Origin of the sequence: Pseudomonas sp. GD03862 (assembly GCF_029840855.1) — a bacterium.
Classification (GTDB): domain Bacteria; phylum Pseudomonadota; class Gammaproteobacteria; order Pseudomonadales; family Pseudomonadaceae; genus Aquipseudomonas; species Aquipseudomonas alloputida.
The window spans coordinates 14,436-38,111 of record NZ_JAOCDI010000017.1; the positions used below are offsets into that span (position 1 = coordinate 14,436).

Here is a 23,676-nt window from a genome sequence, read left to right on the forward strand (position 1 = left end):
CCGCAGTTGACGACGACCAAGCAAAGGCGTCCGATAGAAGGCCTTTCCCGATCCCGACTACAGGAGTGCGAGATGGCCAAGCGTATCCAGTTCAGCCAGCATGGCGGCCCGGAAGTGCTGCAGTTTGTGGAATTCGAACCCACCCCGCCTGGGCCACAGCAGGTGCGTGTGCGTAACCATGCGATCGGCCTGAACTTCATCGATACCTACTTCCGAAGCGGGCTGTATGCGCCGCCGTCCCTGCCTTCTGGCCTGGGTACCGAAGCAGCAGGTGTGGTAGAGGCCGTGGGCGAAGGCGTGTCCCGGCTGAAGGTAGGAGACCGTGTGGCACATGCCGGCGGCCCGCTGGGCGCCTACAGCGAGGTGCATACGCTACCGGAAGCCAACCTGGTCAAGCTGCCGGACACCATCAGCTTCGAGCAGGCGGCGGCGGTTATGCTCAAGGGTTTGACCGTACAGTACCTGTTGAAGCAGACCTATGAGGTGAAGGCGGGTGATGTGATCCTGTTCCATGCCGCAGCCGGTGGTGTAGGGTCGCTGGCCTGCCAATGGGCCAAGGCCCTGGGCGCCAAGCTGATCGGCACCGTGAGCTCTGCCGAGAAGGCCGAACGGGCCAAAGCGCTGGGGGCTTGGGCGACCATCGACTACAGCCGTGAAGACGTGGCCAAGCGCGTACTGGAGCTGACCGACGGCAAGAAATGCCCGGTGGTGTATGACGGCGTGGGTGCCGACACCTGGCTGACCTCGCTGGACTGCCTGCGCCCGCGTGGGTTGATGGTGAGCTTTGGCAACGCTTCCGGTGCGGTGAGCGGGGTGAACCTGGGGATCCTGGCGCAAAAGGGCTCGCTGTATGTCACCCGGCCGACCTTGGCCACCTATGCCAACAATGCCGAGAACACCCAGGCCATGGCCGATGACCTGTTTGCGATGATTACGAGCGGGAAGCTGGTTGTGGATATCCAGCAGCGGTATCCACTGAGCGAGGCGGCCAAGGCGCAGGCAGAGCTGTCGGCGCGGCGGACTGTAGGATCGACTGTACTAATCCCCTGAGCCACACACATCCCCTGTAGGAGCGGGTTTACCCGCGAAGAAGCCACCGCAATGGATGGCACCGGCTTTGCCGGTGTTCGCGGGCAAGCCCGCTCCCACAGGTACTGCGTCGGCTTCGATAGCTTCGCTATGCCTGTGAGGGTCGGTTTGTCGGCGGTGGAGACGACTCGATGCCATCGAGTATCGCCTCGATCACACCCTCTGCCATCTCAATCGCATGCAGGTTCGACCAGAACATGCCACGGCCTTCTTCACGCATGTAGTCCAAAGCTTTGTAGCCGGTTTCGTAAGCGCTGCGCAGGTAAAGGGCTACGTGGACCAGAGCGTCCTCGGCAGAAATGTTTGGGTTGACGGTGAAGAGTGGATCGTGGCCGGCATCGCAGTGGCCGAAGGGGCGGGTGGAGGTGCATGGGAGAGGTGGATCGGGGACTATTTTCTTCATCATTGGAAAATGCTCCTCAAGGCCGCCAACCCTCACTACCACGTGAATGGGTGGCGACTGTACGCGAGGTGGTAGACCTGGGCATTTTCCAATCCAGGCAGGCTCGAAAGCCTCCCACGCACAGCCACCATAGACTGTCATGGAAAAAATGCATCCGGGCTACCACACCCGATCGCCAAGTTATTCGGCGACGGATAGAGCCTAGAGGCAGAGGTTCCCACTTAGAAGGTGATGGAAGGAGACGCGGGTCGTAGGATATTTCCCAATCCTCAAACCGGACAACCATTCGAGACAAAATCAGAAAAATCTCCGGTGGCTAGGCCCGAACCTGTGGGAGCGGGCATGCCCGCGAACACGGGCGAAGCCCGTGCCAGGCACCGAGTTGTATTCTTCGCGGGCGCGCCCGCTCCCACAGGGGCCCGAGTCCCGAGCCAGGCCTGTGGATAGGTATCAACCCGGGCGAACGACTTCGCCGGTTGCCAGGTTGCGAATCACACTCGGGTTCTTCCGCCCGCCCAGCGCCCCGCCAAGCACCAGGTCCAACTGGCCATGGAAGTACTGCTCAACTCGCAAGCGGGTCTTCGCCGCCGGGCGCCCGCCAGGGTTGCACGAGGTGGAAATCAGCGGCCCCACCAGCGCGCACAGCTCACGCACCACCGGGTGATCACTGACCCGCAGCGCCACCGTGTCATGCTGCCCGGTCACCCATTCGGGCAACAGGTCCTGGTGCGGCACCAGCCAGGTGTTCGGCCCCGGCCAGGTGCTGCTCATGCGGTCGATCCAGTCTTCGGGGAAGTCCTCGAACAGGAAGTCGAACTGACGGATGTTGTCAGCGATCAGAATCAGCCCTTTATCCACAGGACGCGACTTCAGCGCCAACAGGCGATACACCGCATCCTCGTTCCATGGGTCGCAGCCCAGGCCCCAGACCGCTTCCGTCGGGTAGGCGATCACCGCGCCCGCCCGGATCTCACGTGCGGCTTGTTGCACACGAAAACTGCTCACCATTGCTGTTTCTCCGCCTATATACCTTGCATGTGAGCAGTGTACTTAGCCCGCGCGGGCAAACCAACGCCCGGCTTCATTGCTGACCCGGCCTTCCAGCTCCAGCTCGGTCAACTGCGCCAGCACGTCGGCCAGCGGCTGCTCGCTGCAGTGGGCCAGGCTTTCACTGGTCTGGGGTGCGGCATGCAGCAGGGCGAGCAGGGGGTGGTCGAATCTGTCCACAACCGCAGGCGGCAGGTTCTGCCAACCCTGCAAGCTTTCCAGGATCTGTTCCACAGTTTCCACCAGCAGCGCCCCATCACGGATCAGCTGGTGACAGCCCTTGGCCCCCGGGTGATGAATGGAGCCCGGAATGGCGTACACCTCGCGGCCTTGTTCCGCCGCCAGACGCGCCGTGATCAGCGAGCCGCTGGCGAGGCTTGCCTCGACCACCAGCACACCGAGCGACAGCCCACTGATGATGCGGTTGCGCCGGGGGAAGTTGCCGGGCAGCGGCCCGGCATCCAGGGGATACTCGGAAACCAGCGCGCTGCCGTTGTCGATCATCGCCTGCGCAAGGTCCCGATGGCGCTGTGGATAAAGTTTTTGCAACCCCGTCCCGAGCACGGCAATCGTGCCGCCGCCAGCCTGCAACGCGGCCCGATGAGCGGCACCGTCGACACCTACCGCCAGCCCGCTGGTAATGGTGAAACCAGCCTGCGCGAGGTAGCGGGAAAATGCCCGGGCGGTGTCGAGCGCCGGGGGTGTGGCACGTCTGCTGCCCACGATGGCCAGCTGAGGACGATCGAGCAAGGCAGGTTCGCCAGCGACAAAAAGCAGCGGCGGGGCATCGTCGATTTCTGCCAGCAAGGCTGGGTAGTCTGGGCCGTCCCACATCAGCAAATGCTGGCCAGGGCGCTCCAGCCAAGCCATAGCAGCCAGTGCGCCATCGCGTACCTCGGCACTGCGCCGGGCATCGATGGTGGCTTGGGGAATGCCCAACGCTCGCCAGGCCGAAGCGGGAGCACTGAGCGCGGAGGAGGCACTGCCGAAGGCTTCGAGCAACGTTCGAAAGCGTCGCAGTCCAGCATCGGGGAGGCGATGCAGGCGTAAGCGTGCCTCCAGTTCGGCAGGCGGGCAGGGCGACGAATGGTGACTGGGCATTGAGATCATCCTTGATCGAAAGGGGGCCAATTACGTGGCACAACCTGTGGATAACTCTGTGAGTAACACTTTGAAAAGCTGTCCATTGATTGGGGGCTATCAAGCCCATAGTCACCCTAGACGAGCTTGCCAGGTGCCGAAATCCCCGTTTCCCTTTATTATGTGTGCTCAGTTTTCAACCGAACGCACAGTGACTGCCTGACCTTATGGCCATCTTGAACATTCTCGAATTCCCGGACCCGCGCCTGCGCACCCTCGCCAAACCGGTGACGGAGTTCGACGACGCCCTGCGTCAGCTGATCGACGACATGTTTGAAACCATGTACGAAGCCCCTGGCATCGGCCTGGCCGCTACCCAGGTGAACGTGCACAAGCAGGTTGTGGTCATGGACCTCAGCGAAGACCGCAGCGAACCGCGCGTCTTCATCAACCCGTCGGTCGAAGAGCTGACCCATGACATGGGCCAGTACCAGGAGGGCTGCCTGTCGGTACCGGGCTTCTACGAGAACGTCGACCGTCCGCTGCGTGTCCGGGTCAAGGCCCAGGACCGCGACGGCAAGCCGTTCGAACTGGAATGCGAAGGCCTGCTGGCGGTGTGCGTACAGCACGAATTCGATCACCTCAACGGCAAGCTGTTCGTCGACTACCTGTCGCAGCTCAAGCGCGACCGGATCAAGAAGAAGCTGGAAAAGCAGCATCGCCAGCAAGCCTGATCCCCACCTTCCTGAAGGCTTGCTCCGGCAAGCCTTTTTCTTTTTTGAAGCGAGAACTCCATGCGCATCGTCTTTGCAGGCACTCCAGAGTTTGCCGCCGAACACCTCAAGGCCCTGCTCGACAGCCCCTACGAGATCGTGGCCGTCTACACACAGCCCGACCGCCCGGCCGGCCGTGGCCAGAAGCTGATGCCAAGTGCGGTCAAGGCACTGGCCGTGGCCCATGACATCCCGGTGTTCCAGCCGCAGACCCTGCGCAACGCCGATGCGCAGGCCGAACTGGCCGCACTCAAGCCAGACCTGATGGTAGTGGTCGCCTACGGCCTGATCCTGCCGCAGGTGGTGCTGGATATCCCGCGCCTGGGTTGCATCAACAGCCACGCTTCCCTGCTGCCACGCTGGCGCGGTGCCGCGCCGATCCAGCGTGCCGTGGAAGCCGGCGACGCCGAAAGCGGCGTGACCGTGATGCGCATGGAAGCCGGCCTGGACACCGGGCCGATGCTGCTCAAGGTAGTCACCCCGATCAGCGCCGAGGACACCGGCGGCACCTTGCACGATCGCCTGGCCGAAATGGGCCCGCCCGCAGTGGTTCAGGCCATCGCCGGCCTGGCTGACGGTTCGCTGCAAGGCGAAATACAGGACGATGCCCTGGCCACCTACGCGCACAAACTGAACAAGGACGAAGCGCGTATCGACTGGACCCGCCCAGCCGTCGAGCTGGAACGCCTGATCCGCGCCTTCAACCCATGGCCGGTGTGTCACAGCACTCTGGATGGTGAAAGCGTCAAGGTGCTGGCCGCCAACCTGTCCACAGGCCAAGGCGCCCCGGGCGAGATACTTTCCGCCAGCAAGGACGGCCTCGTAGTTGCGTGCGGGGACCAAGCCCTGAGCCTGACCCGCCTGCAACTGCCTGGCGGCAAGGCATTGAGCTTCAGTGACCTGTTCAACAGCCGCCGCGAGAAGTTCGCCGCCGGCAAGGTGCTGGGCCAATGAACCCACGCCTCGCCGCCGCCCGTGCGCTTGCTGCTGTGCTCAGCGGCAAGGCTTCGCTGAACAGCTCGCTGCCGGCGCAACTGGACAAGGTAGATGAACGCGACCGCGGCCTGACCCAAGACCTGGCGTTCGGCACCGCACGCTGGCAGCCACGCCTCGACCTGCTGGCCGCACAGCTGCTGCAAAAACCCTTCAAAGCAGCCGATGCCGATGTTCAGGCGCTGCTGCTGGTCGGCCTGTACCAGCTGTTCTACACGCGCATTCCGGCCCATGCCGCCATCGGCGAGACCGTGGGCTGTGCCGACAAACTGAAGAAGCCGTGGGCCAAGGGCCTGCTCAATGCCGTACTGCGCCGTGCACAGCGCGAAGGCGAGGAACTGCTCGCCGGCATGGAGCGCGACCCGGTGGTGCGTACCGCGCACCCGCGCTGGCTGCAGAAGGCGCTGAAAGCCTTCTGGCCAGAGCAGTGGGAGGCCATCTGCGCCGCCAACAATGCCCACCCTCCGATGATTCTGCGGGTCAACCGCCGTCACCATAGCCGCGATGCCTACTTGGCACTGCTGGCCGAAGCAGGCATTGGCGCCAGCGCATGTCAGTACAGCCGGGATGGCATCGTGCTGGCTGAAGCCTGCGACGTGCGCGGCCTGCCAGGCTTCGCCGAAGGCTGGGTGAGCGTGCAGGACGAAGCCGCGCAGCTATCTGCCGACCTGCTGGAACTGGCCCCCGGCCAACGCGTGCTCGATGCTTGCTGCGCACCGGGCGGCAAGACCTGCCACCTGCTGGAGGCCGAGGCTGGCCTGGCGCACATGGTGGCCATCGACCTCGAAGCCAAGCGGCTGACCCGCGTGCGAGAAAACCTCGACCGCCTGCAGTTGGACGCCGAGCTGATCGCCTGCGATGCCCGCGACACTGCCAGCTGGTGGGACGGCAAGCCATTCCAGCGCATTCTGCTCGACGCGCCGTGCTCGGCCACCGGCGTGATTCGCCGCCACCCGGACATCAAGATGACCCGCCAAGCCGACGACATCCCGGCTTTGGCCACGCTGCAAGGCGAGCTGCTCGATGCCCTGTGGCCGACCTTGGAAGTGGGCGGCATGCTGCTATACGCCACCTGCTCCACATTGCCGACCGAGAACACTGAAGTGATCAAAGCCTTCCTCGCGCGCACCCCGGGCGCTCGTGAGCTGGACCTGGCGACCGAAGCCGGCCTGCGCCAGCCCCACGGCCGTCAGTTGCTGGCCCAGGAAGGCGGCCACGACGGTTTCTACTATGCCAAGCTGATCAAGATCGCCGCCTCGCGCGGATAAGAACAAAGGATAGGGAGTAGCGCATGAAGATCATCATCCTCGGCGCAGGGCAGGTAGGCGGTACGCTGGCTGAACACCTGGCCAGCGAAGCCAACGACATTACCGTGGTCGACACCGACGGCGACCGCCTGCGCGACCTCGGCGACCGCCTGGACATCCGCACCGTCCAGGGCCGTGGCTCACTGCCGACGGTACTGCGTCAGGCCGGTGCCGACGACGCCGACATGCTGGTGGCGGTAACCAACAGTGACGAGACCAACATGGTTGCCTGCCAGGTGGCCTATTCGCTGTTCCATACCCCGACCAAGATTGCACGGGTGCGCGAATCGTCCTACCTGACCCGCGAAGAGCTGTTCGACAACGACCATATCCCGGTCGACGTTCTGATCAGCCCCGAGCAGGTGGTGACCAATTACATCAAGCGCCTGATCGAACACCCAGGCTCGCTGCAGGTGATCGATTTCGCCGAGGGCAAGGCCCAGCTCGTGGCAGTGAAGGCCTACTATGGCGGCCCGCTGGTCGGCCAGCAATTGCGCCAGATCCGCGCGCACATGCCCAACGTAGATACCCGCGTGGCGGCCATCTTCCGCCGTGACCGGCCGATCACCCCGCGTGGCGACACAGTGATCGAAGCCGACGACGAGGTGTTCTTCATTGCCGCGAAGAAGGATATCCGTGCGGTGATGGGCGAACTGCGCCGCATCGACGAAACCAATAAACGCATTGTCATCGCCGGCGGCGGGCAGATCGGCGAGCGCCTGGCGGAGGCCATCGAAAGCCGATATCAGGTGAAGATCATCGAGATGAGCCCGGCGCGTTGCCGGCACCTCTCCGATACCCTGGAAAGCACTGTGGTGCTGCAGGGCAGCGCCTCGGACAAAGACCTGATGCTCGAAGAGAACATCGCCGACGCCGATATTTTCCTGGCCCTGACCAACGATGACGAAGCCAACATCATGTCGTCCTTGCTGGCCAAGCGCCTAGGCGCAGGCAAGGTGATGACCATCATCAACAACCCGGCTTATGTCGACCTGGTACAGGGTGGCGATATCGACATTGCCATCAGCCCGCAGCTCGCCACCATCGGCACACTGCTGGCGCACGTCCGTCGTGGCGACATCGTCAGTGTGCACTCGCTGCGCCGTGGTGCAGCCGAGGCTATCGAGGCGGTGGCACACGGTGACTCGAAGTCGAGCAAGGTGGTCGGCAAGGCAATCGAGGACATCACGCTGCCACCGGGCACCACTATTGGTGCGATCATCCGTGATGAAGAGGTGATGATTGCCCATGACGACACCATGATCGAATCAGGGGACCATGTGATCCTCTTCGTTGTGGATAAAAAGCATATTCGCGATGTGGAGAAGCTGTTCCACGTCGGCTTGAGTTTCTTCTAGGAGAAGAGGGCATGCGCGAATCGCTGGAGAAGATGCTGGCCAAAGGTGTGGATAACCCGCTGCTGAGGTTTGGCCTGGGCAAGGCCTGGCTGGATGAAGGCAACGGCGCTGAAGCAGCGGTGCACCTGGCGCGCTGTGTAGAGCAGGACCCGAAATACTCGGCAGCATGGAAGCTGCTGGGCAAGGCCTATCAGCTGCAGGGCGAGCTGGCGGCGGCGCGCAAGGCGTGGGAAGACGGGATCGTGGCGGCGCAGGCCCATGGTGACAAGCAGGCCGAAAAAGAAATGACCGTATTCCTGAAGAAGCTCAACAGAGCAGCGGGTTGACGCGGCCCCTGTAGGAGCGGGTTTACCCGCGAATGCGATGTTGGATTCACCGACGCATTCGCGGGTAAACCCGCTCCTACAGGGGCGGTGAATGGCTTAATACCAGCGCGGCTCGCCAGCCGGGCGCTTCTTGAAGCGCTTCATGCTCCACATGTACTGGCTGGGGTACTCGCGCACATAGCGTTCGACCACCTTGCTCATCGCCGCCGCCGACACATTCACATCGGTGCTGTACATCTCTTCCGGCGCAGCTTCGAGGAACACCTTGAAGCCCGAGCCATCCGGCAACCGCAGCGCATGCAGGAACACACCTACCGCCTTGCCACCGGCCAGCATGTTCGGCACGAACTTGCTGGTCAGCGCCTGGGTGCCGAGGAACGGTACGAACACGCCCGCCGATTCCGCCGGCTCCGGGTCGGCAGGAATACCCACCTGGCCACCACGGCGCACTTCCTTGATCACGCTGAGGATGCCTTCCTTGGTCGACGGTGCCACGCGATTGCCCATCTGTACGCGCTGCTCGCGCAGCAGGTCATCCACCGCCTTCAGCTTCGGCGGGCGGTAGAAGATGATCGGTTTGCACTGGTTGCAGTAGAAGTGGTTCAACACTTCCCAGTTGCCCAGGTGGCTGGTGATGCCGACCACGCCTTTACCCGAGGCCAGGGCCTGCTCCAGCACTTCCAGGCCATGCACTTCCTTGACCAGCTCCAGCGAGCGTTGCGGCGGCCAGATCCAGGCACAGGCACTTTCGACAAAGGATTTACCGATATCCCGCAGCGCCTGGCCCACCAGTTGCTCACGGGCAACCGGGTCCATCTCCGGGAAGCATTTGGCCAGGTTGATCCGTACCACGTTGCGCGAACTGTTGGGGATTTTCCACATCAGCCAGCCAATACCGGCGCCGACACGCTGCACAGCGCCCCAGGGCAGCTTGGCAAACAGGCGCAGCACCCCGACCATCAGGGCGCCCTTGAACTTTTCCACAGGCGAATTCCTTATTTCAGCAAGGCGCGCATTGTAACCCCTCAGCGCAACAAGGCGGCGTAGCGATCGCAGTCGGTGGTGTGGTCCATGACCATGCCGGTGGCCTGCATGAAGGCGTAGCAGATGGTCGGACCGACGAACGTGAAGCCAGCTTTCTGCAAGGCCTTGCTCATTGCCTTGGCTTCATCGGTAACAGCTGGCACGTCGCCGCGCGCCTTGAAGTGGTTGATCTTCGGCGAGCCGCCGACGAACGACCACAGCCATTCGGCGGGGTTATCCACAGCCAGCCAGGCCTGGGCATTGCGCCGCGCAGCCTTGAGCTTGAGGCGATTGCGGATGATGCCTGCATCCTGCATCAATTCTTCGATGCGTTCGTCGCTCATGGCCGCCAGCTTTACCGGGTCGAAGCCGTACATCACCTCGCGATAACGCTCGCGTTTGCGCAAAACGGTAATCCACGAAAGCCCCGCCTGGAACCCTTCGAGCAAAAGCATCTCGAAGAGCAACGCCGGGTCGCGCTGTGGCATTCCCCATTCCTGGTCGTGGTAGGCCTGGTACAACGGATCGTCGGTACACCAAAAGCAGCGTGGCATAAGGCTCCAATGAGTAGAGGGCGAGGCGAATCAGGTTATACTCCCGCTCTTTACATCCGCATCCCCAGATACAGGTGAATTTCGTGAGCCAGCCTACGCCAGCCGTGCGTACCTTCCAAGACCTGATCCTCGCCCTGCAGAACTACTGGGCAGCTCAAGGTTGTGTGGTACTTCAGCCCTACGATATGGAAGTAGGCGCCGGCACTTTCCACACCGCTACATTCCTGCGCGCCGTGGGTCCAGAAACCTGGAACGCCGCCTATGTGCAGCCTAGCCGTCGTCCTGCCGACGGGCGGTATGGCGAAAACCCCAACCGCCTGCAGCACTACTACCAGTTCCAGGTGGTGCTCAAACCGAACCCGGCCAACTTCCAGGAGCTGTACCTCGGCTCGCTGAAAGCCATCGGTCTGGATCCGCTGGTGCACGACATTCGTTTCGTCGAAGACAACTGGGAATCGCCGACCCTCGGCGCCTGGGGTCTGGGCTGGGAAATCTGGCTCAACGGCATGGAAGTCACCCAGTTCACCTACTTCCAGCAGGTTGGCGGCATCGAGTGCTACCCGGTCACCGGTGAAATCACCTACGGCCTGGAGCGCCTGGCCATGTACATCCAGGGCGTCGATTCGGTGTACGACCTGGTGTGGGCCGACGGCCCGTTCGGCAAGGTCACCTATGGCGACGTGTTCCACCAGAACGAGGTGGAGCAGTCGACCTACAACTTTGAACATGCCAACGTCGACAAGCTGTTCGAACTGTTCGATTTCTACGAAAGCGAAGCCAACCGCCTGATCAAGCTGGAGCTGCCGCTGCCGACCTATGAAATGGTCCTGAAGGCCTCGCACACCTTCAACCTGCTGGACGCCCGCCGCGCCATCTCGGTAACCGAGCGCCAGCGTTACATCCTGCGTGTACGTACCCTGGCCCGGGACGTGGCGCAAAGCTATCTGCAAGCCCGCGCACGCCTGGGCTTCCCGATGGCCACCCCTGAACTGCGTGACGAAGTGTTGGCTAAGCTGGAGGCTGCACAATGAGTGCTCAAGATTTCCTGGTAGAACTGGGCACCGAAGAGCTGCCACCCAAGGCCCTCGCCAGCCTTGGCGACGCCTTCCTGGCCGGTATCGAAAAAGGCCTGCAGGCTGCTGGCCTGAACTACACCGGCAAGCAGGTGTACGCCGCGCCGCGTCGTCTGGCCGTGCTGATTCGCCAGCTGGACGTGCAGCAGCCTGACCGCAGCATCAACATCGACGGCCCGCCCCTGCAGGCTGCCTTCAACGCCGAAGGCGAGCCGACCCAGGCTGCGCTGGGCTTCGCCAAGAAGTGCGGTGTGGAACTGGCCGAGATCGACCAGAGCGGCCCCAAGCTGCGCTTCTCCCAGCACATCCCGGGCAAGGCTACCGTTGGGCTGCTGCCGACCATCGTCGAAGATTCGCTGAACGACCTGCCGATTCCCAAGCGCATGCGCTGGGCGGCCAGCCGTGAAGAGTTCGTGCGCCCGACCCAATGGCTGGTGATGCTGCTGGGCGATCAGGTGGTCGATTGCACCATCCTGTCGCAGAAGGCCGGGCGTGAATCCCGTGGCCACCGCTTCCACCATCCGGAAAACGTGCTCATCACCACCCCGGCCAACTACGTCGAAGACCTGCGCAAGGCCTACGTCCTTGCCGACTTCGCCGAGCGCCGCGAGCTGATCAGCAAGCGTACCGCAGAGCTGGCCATGCAGCAGGAAGGCACGGCCATCGTGCCACCGGCGCTGCTGGACGAAGTGACCGCTCTGGTCGAGTGGCCGGTGCCGCTGGTGTGCTCGTTCGAGGAGCGTTTCCTCGAGGTGCCGCAAGAAGCCCTGATCACCACCATGCAGGACAACCAGAAGTACTTCTGCCTGCTGGACAGCGAAGGCAAGCTGCTGCCGCGCTTCATTACCGTGGCCAACGTCGAAAGCCGCGACCCGAAGCAGATCGTGCAAGGCAACGAAAAAGTCGTGCGCCCGCGCCTGACCGACGCCGAGTTCTTCTTCAAGCAGGACAAGAAGCAGCCGCTGGAAACCTTCAACGAGCGCCTCAAGAACGTGGTGTTCCAGGCTCAGCTCGGCACCGTGTACGACAAGGCCGAACGTGTTTCCAGGCTGGCCGCCTTCATTGCTCCGCTGATCGGCGGCGACGCCCAGCGCGCTGGCCGTGCCGGCCTGCTGTCGAAGTGCGACCTGGCCACCGAGATGGTCGGCGAATTCCCTGAAATGCAGGGTGTTGCCGGTTACTACTACGCGCTCAACGACGGTGAGCCGGAAGACGTAGCCCTGGCCCTGAACGAGCAGTACATGCCGCGCGGTGCAGGCGCCGAGCTGCCGCAGACCCTGACCGGTGCTGCCGTGGCCATCGCCGACAAGCTCGACACCTTGGTGGGTATCTTTGGCATCGGCATGCTGCCTACCGGCAGCAAGGACCCGTACGCCCTGCGCCGAGCTGCTCTGGGCGTGCTGCGTATCCTGATCGAGAAGCAACTGGACCTGAACCTGACCGGTGCGGTCGAGTTTGCGGTCAAGCAGTTCGGCGCCAAGGTCAAGGCCCCCGGCCTGGCCGAGCAAGTACTGGAGTTCATTTTCGACCGCCTGCGCGCACGTTACGAAGACGAAGGCATCGACGTCGCCACGTACCTGTCGGTACGCGCACTGCAGCCAGGCTCCGCCCTGGACTTCGACCAGCGCGTACAAGCCGTGCAGGCGTTCCGCAAACTGCCGGAAGCCGAGGCCCTGGCCGCGGTGAACAAGCGCGTGTCGAACCTGCTGAGCAAGGCCGAAGGTGCCATCGCCGAGCAGGTCGAGCCGAAGTACTTCGACAATGCCAACGAGTTCTCCCTGTACTCGGCCATCCAGCAGGCTGACCAGGCCGTGCAACCGATGGCTGCAGCACGTCAGTACAGCGAATCGCTGGCCCGCCTGGCGGCCCTGCGTGACCCGGTCGATGCCTTCTTCGAGGCGGTCATGGTCAACGCCGAAGACGCCAAGGTACGTGCCAACCGTTATGCCCTGCTCAGCCGCCTGCGCGGCCTGTTCCTGGGCGTGGCTGACATTTCGCTGCTGGGGTAAGCCTTGAAACTGCTGATTCTCGACCGTGACGGGGTGATCAACTACGACTCCGATGCGTACATCAAGACGCTGGAAGAATGGGTGCCGATCCCCGGTTCGGTCGATGCGATCGCGCAGTTGAGCAAGGCGGGCTGGACGGTGGCCGTGGCCACCAACCAGTCCGGCATTGCCCGTGGCTACTACCCGCTTGCAACCCTTGAGGCCATGCACGCGCGCCTGCGCGCGCTGGTGGCCGAGCAGGGCGGCGAGGTGGGCCACATCGTGTATTGCCCGCATGGGCCGGACGAAGGGTGCGATTGCCGCAAGCCCAAGCCCGGCATGCTGCGGGCGATCGCCGAGCATTACCAGATTGGCCTTGAAGGCGTCTGGTTCGTCGGCGACAGCAAAGGTGACCTGGAGGCCGCCCTGGCCGTCGGTGCACAACCCGTGCTGGTGAAGACCGGCAAGGGCGAGCGGACCCTGGAAAAAGGCGTCCCGGAAACTACACTGATTTTCGACGATCTGGCAGCTATCGCCAGAGAACTAATTTAAACAGTGCGCCTTCTGGCGCATTTTTCTCAGGCGGGCATGCCCCGCAATGGTACAAGCCACTATGTCGATCCTGCAGGCGATCAGAATCTTTCTTTTTTACCTGCTGCTGGGCACCAGTTCGCTGCTGTGGTGCTCGCTGAGCTTCTTCGTCGCGCCGTTCCTGTCGTTCCCCAAGCGCTACAAGTTCATCAACGTGTACTGGTGCCGCTGCGCGCTGTTTCTGGTGCGCACCATCCTGGGCATCGACTACAAGATCACTGGCGCCGAGAACGTGCCAGCTGAGCCTTGCGTGATTTTGTCCAATCACCAGAGCACCTGGGAAACCTTCTTCCTTTCCCAGTACTTCTCGCCGCTTAGCCAGGTGCTCAAGCGCGAGCTGCTGTATGTACCGTTCTTCGGCTGGGCCATGGCCATGCTGCGGCCCATCGCGATCAACCGCGACAACCCCAAGGAAGCGTTGCGCCAAGTGGCGAGCAAGGGTGACGAACTGCTCAAGCAGAAGACGTGGGTGCTGATTTTCCCAGAAGGCACCCGTGTGCCGTTCGGCACCATCGGCAAGTTTTCCCGCGGCGGTACGGCACTGGCCGTGAATGCCGGGCTGCCAGTGCTGCCGATTGCCCACAACGCCGGCAAGTTCTGGCCCAAGACCGGTTGGGGCAAGCGCGCCGGTACAATCGAAGTGGTAATTGGTGAGCCGATGTACGCCAACGGCACAGGGCCACGTGCCATCGCCGAACTCAACGACCGCGCTGCAGCTTGGAACGAAGCGACCCAGCGGGCCATGGGATCGCTGCCGCCAGCGGCGGAAAAACCTCAGGAGCAGATGGCTTGACCTTCTGTGGATAACTTGTGTGCAGTTTTTGGATTAAATGCTTGAATTGATATCTAAGTGTATGAATTTGCTAGTTATTTCTTTGTATGAATTTTTTCTGAAAATCGTGCATAAGTTTTTTTGAGGCATAAAAAAACCGGCTTTTACAGCCGGTTTTTTTATGGCATGTGGACATCAGACTTTGTCGATATCTACATCCTTGGTTTCTCTCAGACAGAAGATCCCAACCACCAGGCTGATCCCGGTCACCAGCACCGGGTACCACAGCCCGTAGAAGATATCCCCGGTATAGACCACCAGCGCAAACGATACGGTAGGCAGGAAACCACCAAACCAGCCATTACCAATGTGATAGGGCAGCGACATCGAGGTGTAGCGGATGCGGGTCGGGAACAGCTCGACCATCACCGCCGCCAACGGGCCATAAGTCATGGTCGCGATCAGGATCATCGCCACGATCAGTACCACCACCATTACCTGGTTGACCTGCGCAGGGTCCGCCTTGGCCGGGTAACCAGCCTGCTCGATTGCAGTACGCATGGCGGTTTCGTCAAAGCCGTTGATGGTCTTGTCACCGATGTTGACCACCACCTCACTGCCGGCCACGCTTACCGAGCTGTACGGCAGGCCCTGCTTGACCAGGAAGGTCTTGACCTTGTCGCACGGGCTGTCAAAACGAGCCTTGCCCACTGGGTCGAACTGGAATGTGCAGCCTTGCGGGTCGGCGGTGACCACGATCGGCGCCTGACGGCTGGCAGCGTCGATCTGCGGGTTGGCGTAGTGGCTCAGCGCCTTGAACAGTGGGAAGTACAGTACCGTGGCCAGCAACAGGCCGAGCATCAGGATCGGCTTGCGGCCGATACGGTCGGACAACCAGCCGAAGAACACGAAGAACGGTGCGCCAATCACAACGCTGATGATGAGCAGGGTGTTGGCCTGAGCCGAGTCCATTTTCAGCATCTGGGTCATGAAGAACAGAACGTAGAACTGCGCCGTGTAGAAGGTCACGGCCTGCCCCGCGTTGATGCTGAACAGGGCGGTAAGCACCACTTTCAGGTTTGGCCAGGAGGTGAATGACTCACGGATGGGCGACTTGCTGACCTTGCCCTGAGCCTTCATTTTCACAAAGGCCGGCGACTCGTGCATGCTCATGCGAATCCAGGTGGAGATCGCCAGCAGCACGATCGACAGCAGGAACGGCAAGCGCCAGCCCCAGGTTTCGAACTGGTCGCCACTGATATACCGGCTACCCAGCACCACCAAGAGCGACAACAACAGGCCCAGCGTTGCGGTGGACTGGATGAAACCAGTGTGCAAGCCCCGCTTGCCGGGCGGCGCATGCTCGGCCACGTAAGTGGCTGCACCGCCATACTCGCCGCCCAGCGCCAGCCCTTGAAGCATGCGCAGGATCACCAGGATGATCGGTGCGGCGATGCCGATGCTGGCGTAGGTGGGCAACAACCCCACAGCGAAAGTGGACAGGCCCATCAGCACGATGGTGACCAGGAAGGTGTACTTGCGCCCGATCATGTCACCCAGGCGGCCGAACACCAGCGCGCCAAACGGCCGCACCAGAAAGCCCGCAGCGAAGGCCATCAGGGCGAAGATGAAAGCGGTGGTATCGTTCACGCCAGCGAAGAACTGCTTGCTGATGACCGCTGCCAGCGCACCATAGAGAAAAAAGTCATACCACTCGAAAACCGTCCCGAGGGATGACGCGAAAATGATCTTGCGTTCTTCACGGCGGCTGGAGCTGCTGGCCGCCGCCCCCTGCTCTTGGATGTAATCCGACATCGTTGCTGTCCTCGGCCCTTAGGCCACAGTGATTATTCTTGTTGTTCCACTGTCGGCGACTTCTGACCGCAAGCCGCCGGTACTGCACGCACCCGGGTCAGGGCGTCGGTAACGCGTCTTGGTTCAGGTAGGTCTGGGTAGCAGCTCCTTTGAGGATCAGTTGCGCCGCCTTTTCGGCGATCATCAGGGTGGGGGAACACGTATTGCCGGAAGTTATCTGCGGCATGATCGAAGCATCGGCTACACGTAGACCGGGGATGCCATGCACGCGCAGCTGGTTATCCACAACGTCCATGGCACCGTTGCCCATGCGACAGGTACCGACCGGGTGGAAGATGGTGGTGCCGATCTTGCCAGCGGCCTCGAACAGTTCTTCCTCGCTTTGCAGCGCCGGGCCCGGCAAATATTCCTTGGGCTCGAAAGCGGCGAGGGCAGGGGCCTGGACGATGCGCCGGGTAAGGCGAATGGCATCGGCAGCAACCCGCAAGTCCTGCGGAGCACTGAGGTAATTGGGGTCGATCCGCGGCGTGCTGTTCATGTCGGTGCTGCAGATGTCGATGCGCCCGCGGCTGGCCGGGCGCAGGTTGCACACCGAGGCAGTAAAGGCCGGGAACTGATGCAACGGCTCACCGAAGCGTTCCAGTGACAGCGGCTGCACGTGATACTGAAGGTTGGCGGTGGCCTGTTCAGGGCTTGAACGCACGAACGCGCCTAACTGGCTCGGCGCCATGGCCAGCGGCCCGCTACGGTCGTAGAGGTAACGCAGGCCCATGCCCATCTTGCCCCACAGGCTGTTGGCGATCTGGTTCAAGGTACGGGCGTTGCGGATCTGGTAGATCAGGCGCAGTTGCAGGTGGTCCTGCAAGTTGCCACCAACGCCTGGCATGTCGTGGCGAACACCAATACCCAAGCTTTCCAGCAACTGACGCGGGCCGATGCCGGAGCGCTGTAGGATGCCCGGTGAACCTACCGCCCCAGCACAGAGGATGATCTCGCGGCGCGCCGCAAACTCATGCCAGGCCCCTTGCCAGAGCGCCTTCACCGCCCTTGCGCGGGTGTTGTCGAGCAGTACCTGGTCAACCTGCACGCCGGTCAGCACAGTGAGGTTGGCGCGATCCTTGATCGGCCGCAGGAAAGCTTTGGAAGCATTCCAGCGCACACCACTGCGCTGGTTGACCTGAAAATATCCACAACCCTGGTTGTCGCCGGTGTTGAAATCGTCGACCTTGCCAATACCGCTCTGCTCGGCGGCATCTCGGAAAGCATCAAGGATCGGCCAGCTGTAGCGTTGCCGCTCGACCCGCCATTCGCCCTCCGCGCCGTGGTGCTCGCTGGCGCCTGCAAAGTGGTTTTCGCTGGCCTTGAACAGCGGTAACACATCTTTCCACGCCCAGCCGTCGTTGCCTTGCGCGGCCCAATGGTCGTAGTCGGCGGCTTGGCCCCGCATGTAGATCATGCCGTTGATCGACGAACAGCCACCTAGCACCTTGCCCCTTGGATAACCCAAAGCGCGACCGCCGAGGCCAGGTTGTGCCTCGGTCTTGAAGCACCAGTCTGTGCGCGGGTTGCCGATGCAGTAGAGGTAACCAACGGGAATGTGGATCCAGGGATAATTGTCACGACCACCCGCCTCCAGCAGCAGCACGCGGCAGGAAGGGTCGGCGGACAAACGATTGGCCAGTAGGCATCCGGCAGGACCGGCCCCTACGACCACGTAGTCGAAGACAGAATCGGCTGATGGCATGTGCAACCTCGCGCCTGTTTTTTATTCTTGTCCCGATCCATCTTAGTGAGTAATTTCGTGGATGAAACACGAGATTTCGCGCAGCCGCTGTGCGTTTTAGCACAGTGGCAAGCCTGTACCGACCTCTTCACGGACTCGCCCGCAGCTCAGGGATCACGTTACCTTCAGGGTGTTCACCGCACCTGTGGGGCATGCCCGTGAAGAGGCCGGAACGAACTGCCATAAAGGACAAGCATGTTCGACTGGAATGATCTGCGGTTTTTCCTCGAGTTGCAGCGCAGCGGCCGCCTGCTGACCGCCGCCAAGCGCCTGAACACTACCCACAGCACCGTGGCCCGCCATATCGAGAGCATCGAGCAGAGCCTGGGGACCGCGCTGTTCGTGCAACATGCCCAGGGGTACGAGCTGACCCCCTCGGGCCAAGCCCTGCTCAAGCATGCCGAAGCCATGGAGAACGTCGCCCTGCTGGCACAGGAGGAAATCACCCAGGCCATCACCCCGCTGGGCAAGATTCGCCTGGGGGTAACCGAAGGCATCGGCATCATGTTCTTCACCCCACGCATGAACGCGTTGTTCGAGCGCTACCCCGGCCTGGAGGTGGAACTGGTAGCGGTGCCGCGCTTCGTCAGCATCCTCAACCGCGAGGCAGAAATCAGCATCCATCTGGAGCGGCCCAACGCCGATCTGCTGATCACCCGCAAACTCACCGACTACCGCCTGGCGCTATACGCCAGCCAGGCCTACCTGGACCGCGCGCCGCCACTGCGCCACCGCGAAGACCTGGCCCGGCACAGCTGGATCGGCTACGTTGACGATTTGCTGTTCAGCCAGGAACTGCTGTTTCTCAACAGTTTCTGCCGAGCACCCAACGTGGTGTTTCGCAGCACCAGCGTGATCGCCCAGCAAGCCGCCGCCCGCGCCGGGCTGGGCATCGCCGTGCTGCCCAACTACATGGCCCGCCACGACCCGACACTGGTGCGCGTGCTGCCGGGTGAAACCATCCAGCGCAGCTACTGGATCTGCACCCGCCGTGAGCTGCACAAGTCTGTGCGCCTGCGGGTGGTGTGGGATTACCTGCTGGCGTTGTGCGCGGCCGAACAAAGCGAGTTGCTAGCCGAGTAGTGCCTTGCCGGCCAACAACAGGGCAGCGGCCCAACCTGCCACGGCAAACATCTGCTGCAGACGCGGCCCGGCCAACCTGGCTGCCAAGGGCCGCGCCAGCAGCAGACCGAGCACTGCGCCGACGGCAAACGGGGCGCCAACCTGCCAGTGCATGACGCCCGCAAGGCTGGCGCTGACCACACTGCCGGTAGAGACCAGGGCAATCACCGCCAGCGAAGTGGAAACGATGCTGGCCATGCGCAGGTTGGTGTAGCGGTTCAGGGCAGGGATGATGACGAACCCCCCACCCACGCCCAGCAAGCCGGACAACAACCCGGACAAGGCTCCCGTGAATGCCAGTGCGCGCGCACAGGGCAGAGTCCAGCGCAAACGCCCCTGCAGCGGGTTCAGCACACACGGCTCGATAAAGCGATGAGCGTCATTGGCTTCGCCACGCAGTTCTTTGGCCGCCTTGCGCCAGATGCGCAGGCAGGCATAAACCAGCACGCCGGCGAATACCACCTGCAACGGTGCATTCGGCAGGCGGTGCGCCAGCATCAGCCCGAACGGCGCTGCTGCCACACCAACCAACGCAATGAACAGCGCAGCCCGATAACGCACCAGCCCTTGTCGCAAGCCCAGCACCGCACCCACCGCTGCAGCCATACCTACAGCCAACAGGCCCACCGGTGCCGCTTCGACCATCGATAGCCCCAGGCCGAACACCAGCAAGGGTACTGCGAGAATGCCACCGCCTGCGCCGGTCAGCGCCAGCACCGCGCCGATGATTGCGCCCAGGCCCGCCCCTAACAGTTGATGCTCGATCACTGCCCACCCTCGGCTACCAGCTGCGGGCGTGCCAACCACTCGCGCCCCTTGAGCATGCCTTGCCAGTACAGCGGTGGCAGCGCCTGTGCCTTGAGCAGCCAGGCCAGGCGGGTCGGCTTGCGGCCATCCAGTAACCAGTTGGGGAAGCTCGGTGCCAGCTTGCCGCCATAGGTGAACTCGGCCAGGACGATCTTGCCGCGCTCGACGGTAAGCGGGCACGAGCCATAGCCGTCGTACTGAGCCAGGGTCGCCAGCCTGCCCAGCGCCACCAGCACATTGTTGGCGACCACCGGTGCCTGCTTGCGCGCCGCAGCGGCGGTCTTGGCATTGCTGGTGTTAGCCACGTCACCTAGGGCATGAACGTTGGTGTATTTGCGATGGCGCAGGGTATGCGGATCGACGTCAACCCAGCCGGAGCTATCAGCCAAGGGGCTTTCGCGAATGAAGTCTGGCGCCACCTGTGGCGGTACCACGTGCAGCATGTCGAAGGCCTCGATGCGCGTTTCGCTGCTGCCATCGGGCAGGGTACGCAAGAATGTAGCGCGCTTTCCCGGGCCGTCTACTGCAACCAACCTGTGGGAGAAGTTGAGGTCGACGGCGTATTTCTCGATGTACTTCATCAGCGCGGGCACATAGTCGGCGACACCGAACAGTACGGCACCCGCATTGTAGAAGCTGGCTTTCACCGCCCCCAAATGGCCATGGCGCAGCCAGTGGTCGCAAGACAGATACAGCGCCTTCTGTGGTGCACCGGCGCACTTGATCGGCATGGGCGGCTGGCTGAACAACGCGCGTCCTTGCTTGAGCTTTTGCACCAGTTCCCAGGTATAGGGTGCCAGGTCGTAGCGATAGTTGGAGGTGACACCGTTGCGGCCCAGGGTCTCGCTGAGCCCATCAATGGCCGCCCAGTCCAGCTTGAGGCCGGGGCAGACGATCAGCTGTTCATAGCTGATGGCGCGACCATCATCGAGGATGACCAACTGGGCCAATGGGTCGAATCCCTTTACCCGCGCCTTGACCCAGCGCACACCGCGAGGAATGGTCGACGCCATGGTGCGGGCAGTGCTGGGTGCCTTGAACACACCGGCACCGACCATGGTCCAGCCGGGTTGGTAGTAGTGCACTTCGGCAGGGTCGATCAAGGCGACGTCCAACGATGGGTCGCGGCTGATCAGGCTGGAAGCAGTGGCGATCCCGGCGGCACCGGCACCGACGATGACCACCTTGTGGTGGTCGGTATTGGCAGGGGACAACAAGGCAGGCATGGCGGTAAATCCTGGAAATCTGATTATGGGGGCAGGGCGCTTACAGCTTGTTCAGCGGGATCTTCAGATAGCTCACACCGTTCGCCTCCGGTGGGGGCAGTTGGCCGCTACGCATGTTCACCTGCACTGAAGGCAGGATCAGCACAGGCATTTCGAGCGTCTTGTCGCGGGCTTCGCGCATGGCAACGAAGCTGTCCTCATCGATACCCTGATGGATGTGAATGTTGTGGGCGCGCTGCTCGGCGACAGTTGTGACGTACTGCATGTCGCGGCCACCTGGCAGGTAGTCGTGGCACATGAACAACCGCGTCTGATCGGGGAAAGCCAGCAGGCGACGGATTGAGCGGTACAAGGTGCGGGCATCGGCCCCGGGGAAGTCGCAGCGGGCGGTGCCATAGTCGGGCATGAACAAGGTGTCTCCAACGAACACCGCGATCTCGCCGGCATCTTCGATCATGAAACTCATGCACGCGGGTGTGTGCCCAGGCGTGTGCAACGCACGGGCCTGCAGGTTGCCAATCCGGAAACCTTCCTCGTCTTCGAGCAGCACATCGAACTGGCTGCCATCACGGGCGAAGCCGGGCTCTGCGTTGAACAAGGCGCCAAACACTTTCTGCACCTGGGTAATGTGCGCGCCAATTGCGGTATGGCCGCCCAGCTTTTCCTTCAGGTAGGCAGCGGCTGAAAGGTGGTCGGCGTGTACATGGGTTTCCAGCACCCACCGCACACTGGCATTCAGCTCGTTCACACGCTCGATCAGGCGATCAGCCGAAGCGCTGCAGGTGCGCCCGGACTTGGGGTCGTAATCCAGCACGCTGTCGATCAATGCGCATTGTCGGGTTTCACGGTCCATGACCAGGTAGCTGATGGTCGAGGTCGCCTCGTCGTAGAAGGCGTCCACGTGAAGGTTGTTGCCGATGATCATCACGTTCTCCAATTTATCCGCCCCGCCTTGTACAGGCGTAGGCAGTGACAGGAGCTTTATCAAGATGCATGCCAGGCTTTTTGCCACTCACTGGCCAATAAAACCGGCCAGTTGCAGACTGCTGCCGGCAAAACTGGCAGCCCAGTTGGCAGTCGACTGACAGCCAATGGCAGTGTTTGGCAGTCCTTGCTACCCTGCGTCGGCCATCCATACGGTGCCGTCATGCCTGAAGCCCATCCCCTCATCCTAGCTCTGGTTTCCTACCTCGAGCACGATGCCCTCCCGACCATCGTGTTGGACACCGACTACAACATCCTCGCGGCCAATGCGGCCTATCGCCGTCAGTTTGGGCGGCATGATCAGGCCCCACTGGGCGAGAAGTGCCACAGGGTTTCGCATCACTACGCTGTGCCGTGCGACCAGGCTGGCGAACATTGCCCGATGCGCAAGGCGTGGGACAGCAAGGTACCGGAGCGGGTATTGCACATTCATCACACACCACGCGGCCCGGAGCATGTGGATGTCGAGTTGCGGCCGATCCTGGATGAACAGGGCAAGGTAGTGGCCTTTGTCGAACGCCTCACCACCATCACCCTCGCCTCGGCGCAGCCTCAGGAGCAAGGGTTGGTCGGCCGCGCGCCAACCTTCAAGGCCGCGCTGGCCAGCCTGCAGCGTGCGGCACCGGCGCAGATCCCGGTGTTGTTGCAGGGGGAGTCGGGGACCGGCAAAGAGCTGTTCGCCCGCGCAGTGCATATGGGCAGCCCCAGGGCCAACGGCCCACTGGTGGTGGTCGACTGCACCGGCCTGACCGAGTCGTTGTTCGAGAGTGAACTGTTCGGCTATGAGAAGGGTGCGTTCACCGGGGCGAATCAGCGCAAGATCGGCTTGGCCGAGGCGGCGCATGGCGGCACCCTGTTCCTCGATGAAATTGGTGAAGTGCCGCTGGCGATGCAGGTGAAGTTGCTGCGCCTGATAGAGTCCGGGAGTTTCCGTCCCGTGGGCAGCCTGCGCACTGTGCATTCGGATTTCCGCCTGATATCGGCCACCCATAAACCACTTAAACAAATGGTCGCGGATGGCTCCTTCCGGGAAGACCTGTATTACCGCATCAGCGGCTTCCCGATTCGTCTGCCTGCATTGCGCGAACGGGTGGAAGATCTGCCGCTGCTCGCACAGAGCCTGCTGCAGCGCATGGCCGGCCAGCCGACGCCCAGGCTGAGTGAAGACGCCTTGCAGCAACTTGCGTTGCATCCGTTTCCGGGCAATATCCGCGAGCTGCGCAACATTCTGGAACGCGCGCGTTTGTTTGCCGATGACGGAGTAATCAGACCGGAGCATTTACCGGAAGACACTGGGCTGACTGGCGCGGCTAAAGGAAGCGGCCGTCGCAATGACTTGGGTGAGCTGGCGCAGGCGCTGGAGCAGTTCAAAGGCTCGCGCAGTGAACTGGCCAGTCATCTTGGCATGAGTGAACGCACGCTGTATCGCCGCTTGAAAGCGCTCGGGCTGAACTGAAAGAACGCCAGACTTTACCGGACCTTTACCTGCGCCCTGACATTGAAAGGGAAAAATCGTGGTCTGATCAGTTAACCGAACCTGGCACTCAATACCTGCCAGGCGA

22 protein-coding genes are annotated in these 23,676 nt (G+C 62.2%); 12 read left to right on the forward strand and 10 right to left on the reverse strand.

The window, feature by feature from the left end; genetic code table 11:
- Positions 1–72 precede the first annotated feature (72 nt).
- Positions 73–1,050 (forward strand): NADPH:quinone reductase, encoded by a 978-nt coding sequence (locus N5D53_RS13215; protein WP_129931862.1) that lies wholly within the window; start codon positions 73–75, stop codon positions 1,048–1,050.
- A gap of 127 nt (positions 1,051–1,177) precedes the next feature.
- Here N5D53_RS13215 and N5D53_RS13220 read toward each other — a convergent pair whose 3' ends face one another.
- From N5D53_RS13220 to dprA, 3 genes are all read right to left on the reverse strand, one after another.
- Positions 1,178–1,495, reverse strand: a complete 318-nt coding sequence (locus N5D53_RS13220) for a hypothetical protein (RefSeq protein ID WP_104886844.1) — start codon at positions 1,493–1,495, stop codon at positions 1,178–1,180.
- Positions 1,496–1,942: 447 nt separating this feature from the next.
- Positions 1,943–2,500 carry an L-threonylcarbamoyladenylate synthase gene (locus N5D53_RS13225; RefSeq protein ID WP_014859478.1) on the reverse strand — a complete coding sequence of 186 codons (558 nt, stop codon included), beginning with the start codon at positions 2,498–2,500 and terminating at the stop codon, positions 1,943–1,945.
- 42 nt (positions 2,501–2,542) lie between these two features.
- The gene (gene dprA, locus N5D53_RS13230; protein ID WP_104960525.1) at positions 2,543–3,640 is read right to left on the reverse strand and encodes a DNA-processing protein DprA; all 1,098 of its coding nucleotides are present in this window, start codon (positions 3,638–3,640) and stop codon (positions 2,543–2,545) included.
- Between the two features lie 206 nt (positions 3,641–3,846).
- Between dprA and def the strand changes: the two genes are divergently transcribed.
- The 5 genes from def to N5D53_RS13255 are packed head-to-tail and all read left to right on the forward strand — an operon-like array spanning position 3,847 to position 8,376.
- A complete protein-coding gene (gene def, locus N5D53_RS13235; protein ID WP_003253111.1) occupies positions 3,847–4,353 on the forward strand; it encodes a peptide deformylase in 507 nt (168 codons plus the stop codon).
- A gap of 60 nt (positions 4,354–4,413) precedes the next feature.
- On the forward strand, positions 4,414–5,346 hold the full coding sequence (fmt, locus tag N5D53_RS13240; RefSeq protein ID WP_064492538.1) for a methionyl-tRNA formyltransferase: 933 nt from the start codon (positions 4,414–4,416) through the stop codon (positions 5,344–5,346).
- Positions 5,343–6,653: a 16S rRNA (cytosine(967)-C(5))-methyltransferase RsmB gene (gene rsmB, locus N5D53_RS13245; protein WP_064492539.1), complete on the forward strand. Its 1,311-nt coding sequence runs from the start codon at positions 5,343–5,345 to the stop codon at positions 6,651–6,653. Before fmt ends, rsmB begins: the two co-directional genes overlap by 4 nt.
- A 23-nt stretch (positions 6,654–6,676) precedes the next feature.
- Complete coding sequence (gene trkA / locus N5D53_RS13250; RefSeq protein ID WP_010951472.1) at positions 6,677–8,050, forward strand: Trk system potassium transporter TrkA; 1,374 nt, start codon at positions 6,677–6,679, stop codon at positions 8,048–8,050.
- Positions 8,051–8,061: 11 nt separating this feature from the next.
- On the forward strand, positions 8,062–8,376 hold the full coding sequence (locus tag N5D53_RS13255) for a tetratricopeptide repeat protein (protein ID WP_047603763.1): 315 nt from the start codon (positions 8,062–8,064) through the stop codon (positions 8,374–8,376).
- 96 nt (positions 8,377–8,472) lie between these two features.
- Here the strand turns inward: N5D53_RS13255 and N5D53_RS13260 are convergent, their stop codons facing one another.
- Positions 8,473–9,360 carry a lysophospholipid acyltransferase gene (locus tag N5D53_RS13260; protein WP_003253121.1) on the reverse strand — a complete coding sequence of 296 codons (888 nt, stop codon included), beginning with the start codon at positions 9,358–9,360 and terminating at the stop codon, positions 8,473–8,475.
- Positions 9,361–9,401: 41 nt separating this feature from the next.
- Entirely contained in the window at positions 9,402–9,953 is a 552-nt protein-coding gene (locus N5D53_RS13265; protein WP_104960523.1) for a DNA-3-methyladenine glycosylase I, read from the reverse strand.
- 83 nt (positions 9,954–10,036) lie between these two features.
- Here N5D53_RS13265 and glyQ point away from each other — a divergent pair, with 83 nt between their 5' ends.
- From glyQ to N5D53_RS13285, 4 genes are read left to right on the forward strand one after another with little or no spacing between them, the layout of a single operon-like run.
- Positions 10,037–10,984: a glycine--tRNA ligase subunit alpha gene (gene glyQ, locus N5D53_RS13270; protein WP_003253126.1), complete on the forward strand. Its 948-nt coding sequence runs from the start codon at positions 10,037–10,039 to the stop codon at positions 10,982–10,984.
- A complete protein-coding gene (gene glyS / locus N5D53_RS13275; protein WP_104960522.1) occupies positions 10,981–13,035 on the forward strand; it encodes a glycine--tRNA ligase subunit beta in 2,055 nt (684 codons plus the stop codon). Before glyQ ends, glyS begins: the two co-directional genes overlap by 4 nt.
- Before the next feature lie 3 nt (positions 13,036–13,038).
- Positions 13,039–13,566: a D-glycero-beta-D-manno-heptose 1,7-bisphosphate 7-phosphatase gene (gmhB, locus tag N5D53_RS13280; protein ID WP_003253129.1), complete on the forward strand. Its 528-nt coding sequence runs from the start codon at positions 13,039–13,041 to the stop codon at positions 13,564–13,566.
- A 46-nt stretch (positions 13,567–13,612) separates the two neighbouring features.
- Positions 13,613–14,398 (forward strand): lysophospholipid acyltransferase family protein, encoded by a 786-nt coding sequence (locus N5D53_RS13285; protein ID WP_010951467.1) that lies wholly within the window; start codon positions 13,613–13,615, stop codon positions 14,396–14,398.
- Between the two features lie 174 nt (positions 14,399–14,572).
- Here the strand turns inward: N5D53_RS13285 and N5D53_RS13290 are convergent, their stop codons facing one another.
- Together N5D53_RS13290 and N5D53_RS13295 are read right to left on the reverse strand one after the other, a co-directional pair.
- Positions 14,573–16,192 carry an MFS transporter gene (locus N5D53_RS13290; protein ID WP_104960521.1) on the reverse strand — a complete coding sequence of 540 codons (1,620 nt, stop codon included), beginning with the start codon at positions 16,190–16,192 and terminating at the stop codon, positions 14,573–14,575.
- Positions 16,193–16,289: 97 nt separating this feature from the next.
- Positions 16,290–17,936 carry a GMC family oxidoreductase N-terminal domain-containing protein gene (locus N5D53_RS13295; RefSeq protein ID WP_279840439.1) on the reverse strand — a complete coding sequence of 549 codons (1,647 nt, stop codon included), beginning with the start codon at positions 17,934–17,936 and terminating at the stop codon, positions 16,290–16,292.
- A gap of 234 nt (positions 17,937–18,170) precedes the next feature.
- Here N5D53_RS13295 and N5D53_RS13300 point away from each other — a divergent pair, with 234 nt between their 5' ends.
- Positions 18,171–19,058 (forward strand): LysR family transcriptional regulator, encoded by an 888-nt coding sequence (locus tag N5D53_RS13300; RefSeq protein WP_020192717.1) that lies wholly within the window; start codon positions 18,171–18,173, stop codon positions 19,056–19,058.
- On the opposite strand, the gene N5D53_RS13305 is transcribed toward N5D53_RS13300, so the two are convergent.
- The 3 genes from N5D53_RS13305 to N5D53_RS13315 are packed head-to-tail and all read right to left on the reverse strand — an operon-like array spanning position 19,047 to position 22,055.
- Entirely contained in the window at positions 19,047–19,865 is an 819-nt protein-coding gene (locus N5D53_RS13305) for a sulfite exporter TauE/SafE family protein (protein WP_121160898.1), read from the reverse strand. The genes N5D53_RS13300 and N5D53_RS13305 overlap by 12 nt on opposite strands.
- Positions 19,862–21,130 carry an FAD/NAD(P)-binding oxidoreductase gene (locus tag N5D53_RS13310; RefSeq protein ID WP_010951462.1) on the reverse strand — a complete coding sequence of 423 codons (1,269 nt, stop codon included), beginning with the start codon at positions 21,128–21,130 and terminating at the stop codon, positions 19,862–19,864. Before N5D53_RS13310 ends, N5D53_RS13305 begins: the two co-directional genes overlap by 4 nt.
- Positions 21,131–21,170: 40 nt before the next feature.
- Positions 21,171–22,055, reverse strand: a complete 885-nt coding sequence (locus N5D53_RS13315; RefSeq protein WP_010951461.1) for an MBL fold metallo-hydrolase — start codon at positions 22,053–22,055, stop codon at positions 21,171–21,173.
- A 222-nt stretch (positions 22,056–22,277) separates the two neighbouring features.
- Between N5D53_RS13315 and N5D53_RS13320 the strand changes: the two genes are divergently transcribed.
- Positions 22,278–23,570: a sigma-54-dependent Fis family transcriptional regulator gene (locus N5D53_RS13320; protein WP_003253147.1), complete on the forward strand. Its 1,293-nt coding sequence runs from the start codon at positions 22,278–22,280 to the stop codon at positions 23,568–23,570.
- Positions 23,571–23,676 lie beyond the last annotated feature (106 nt).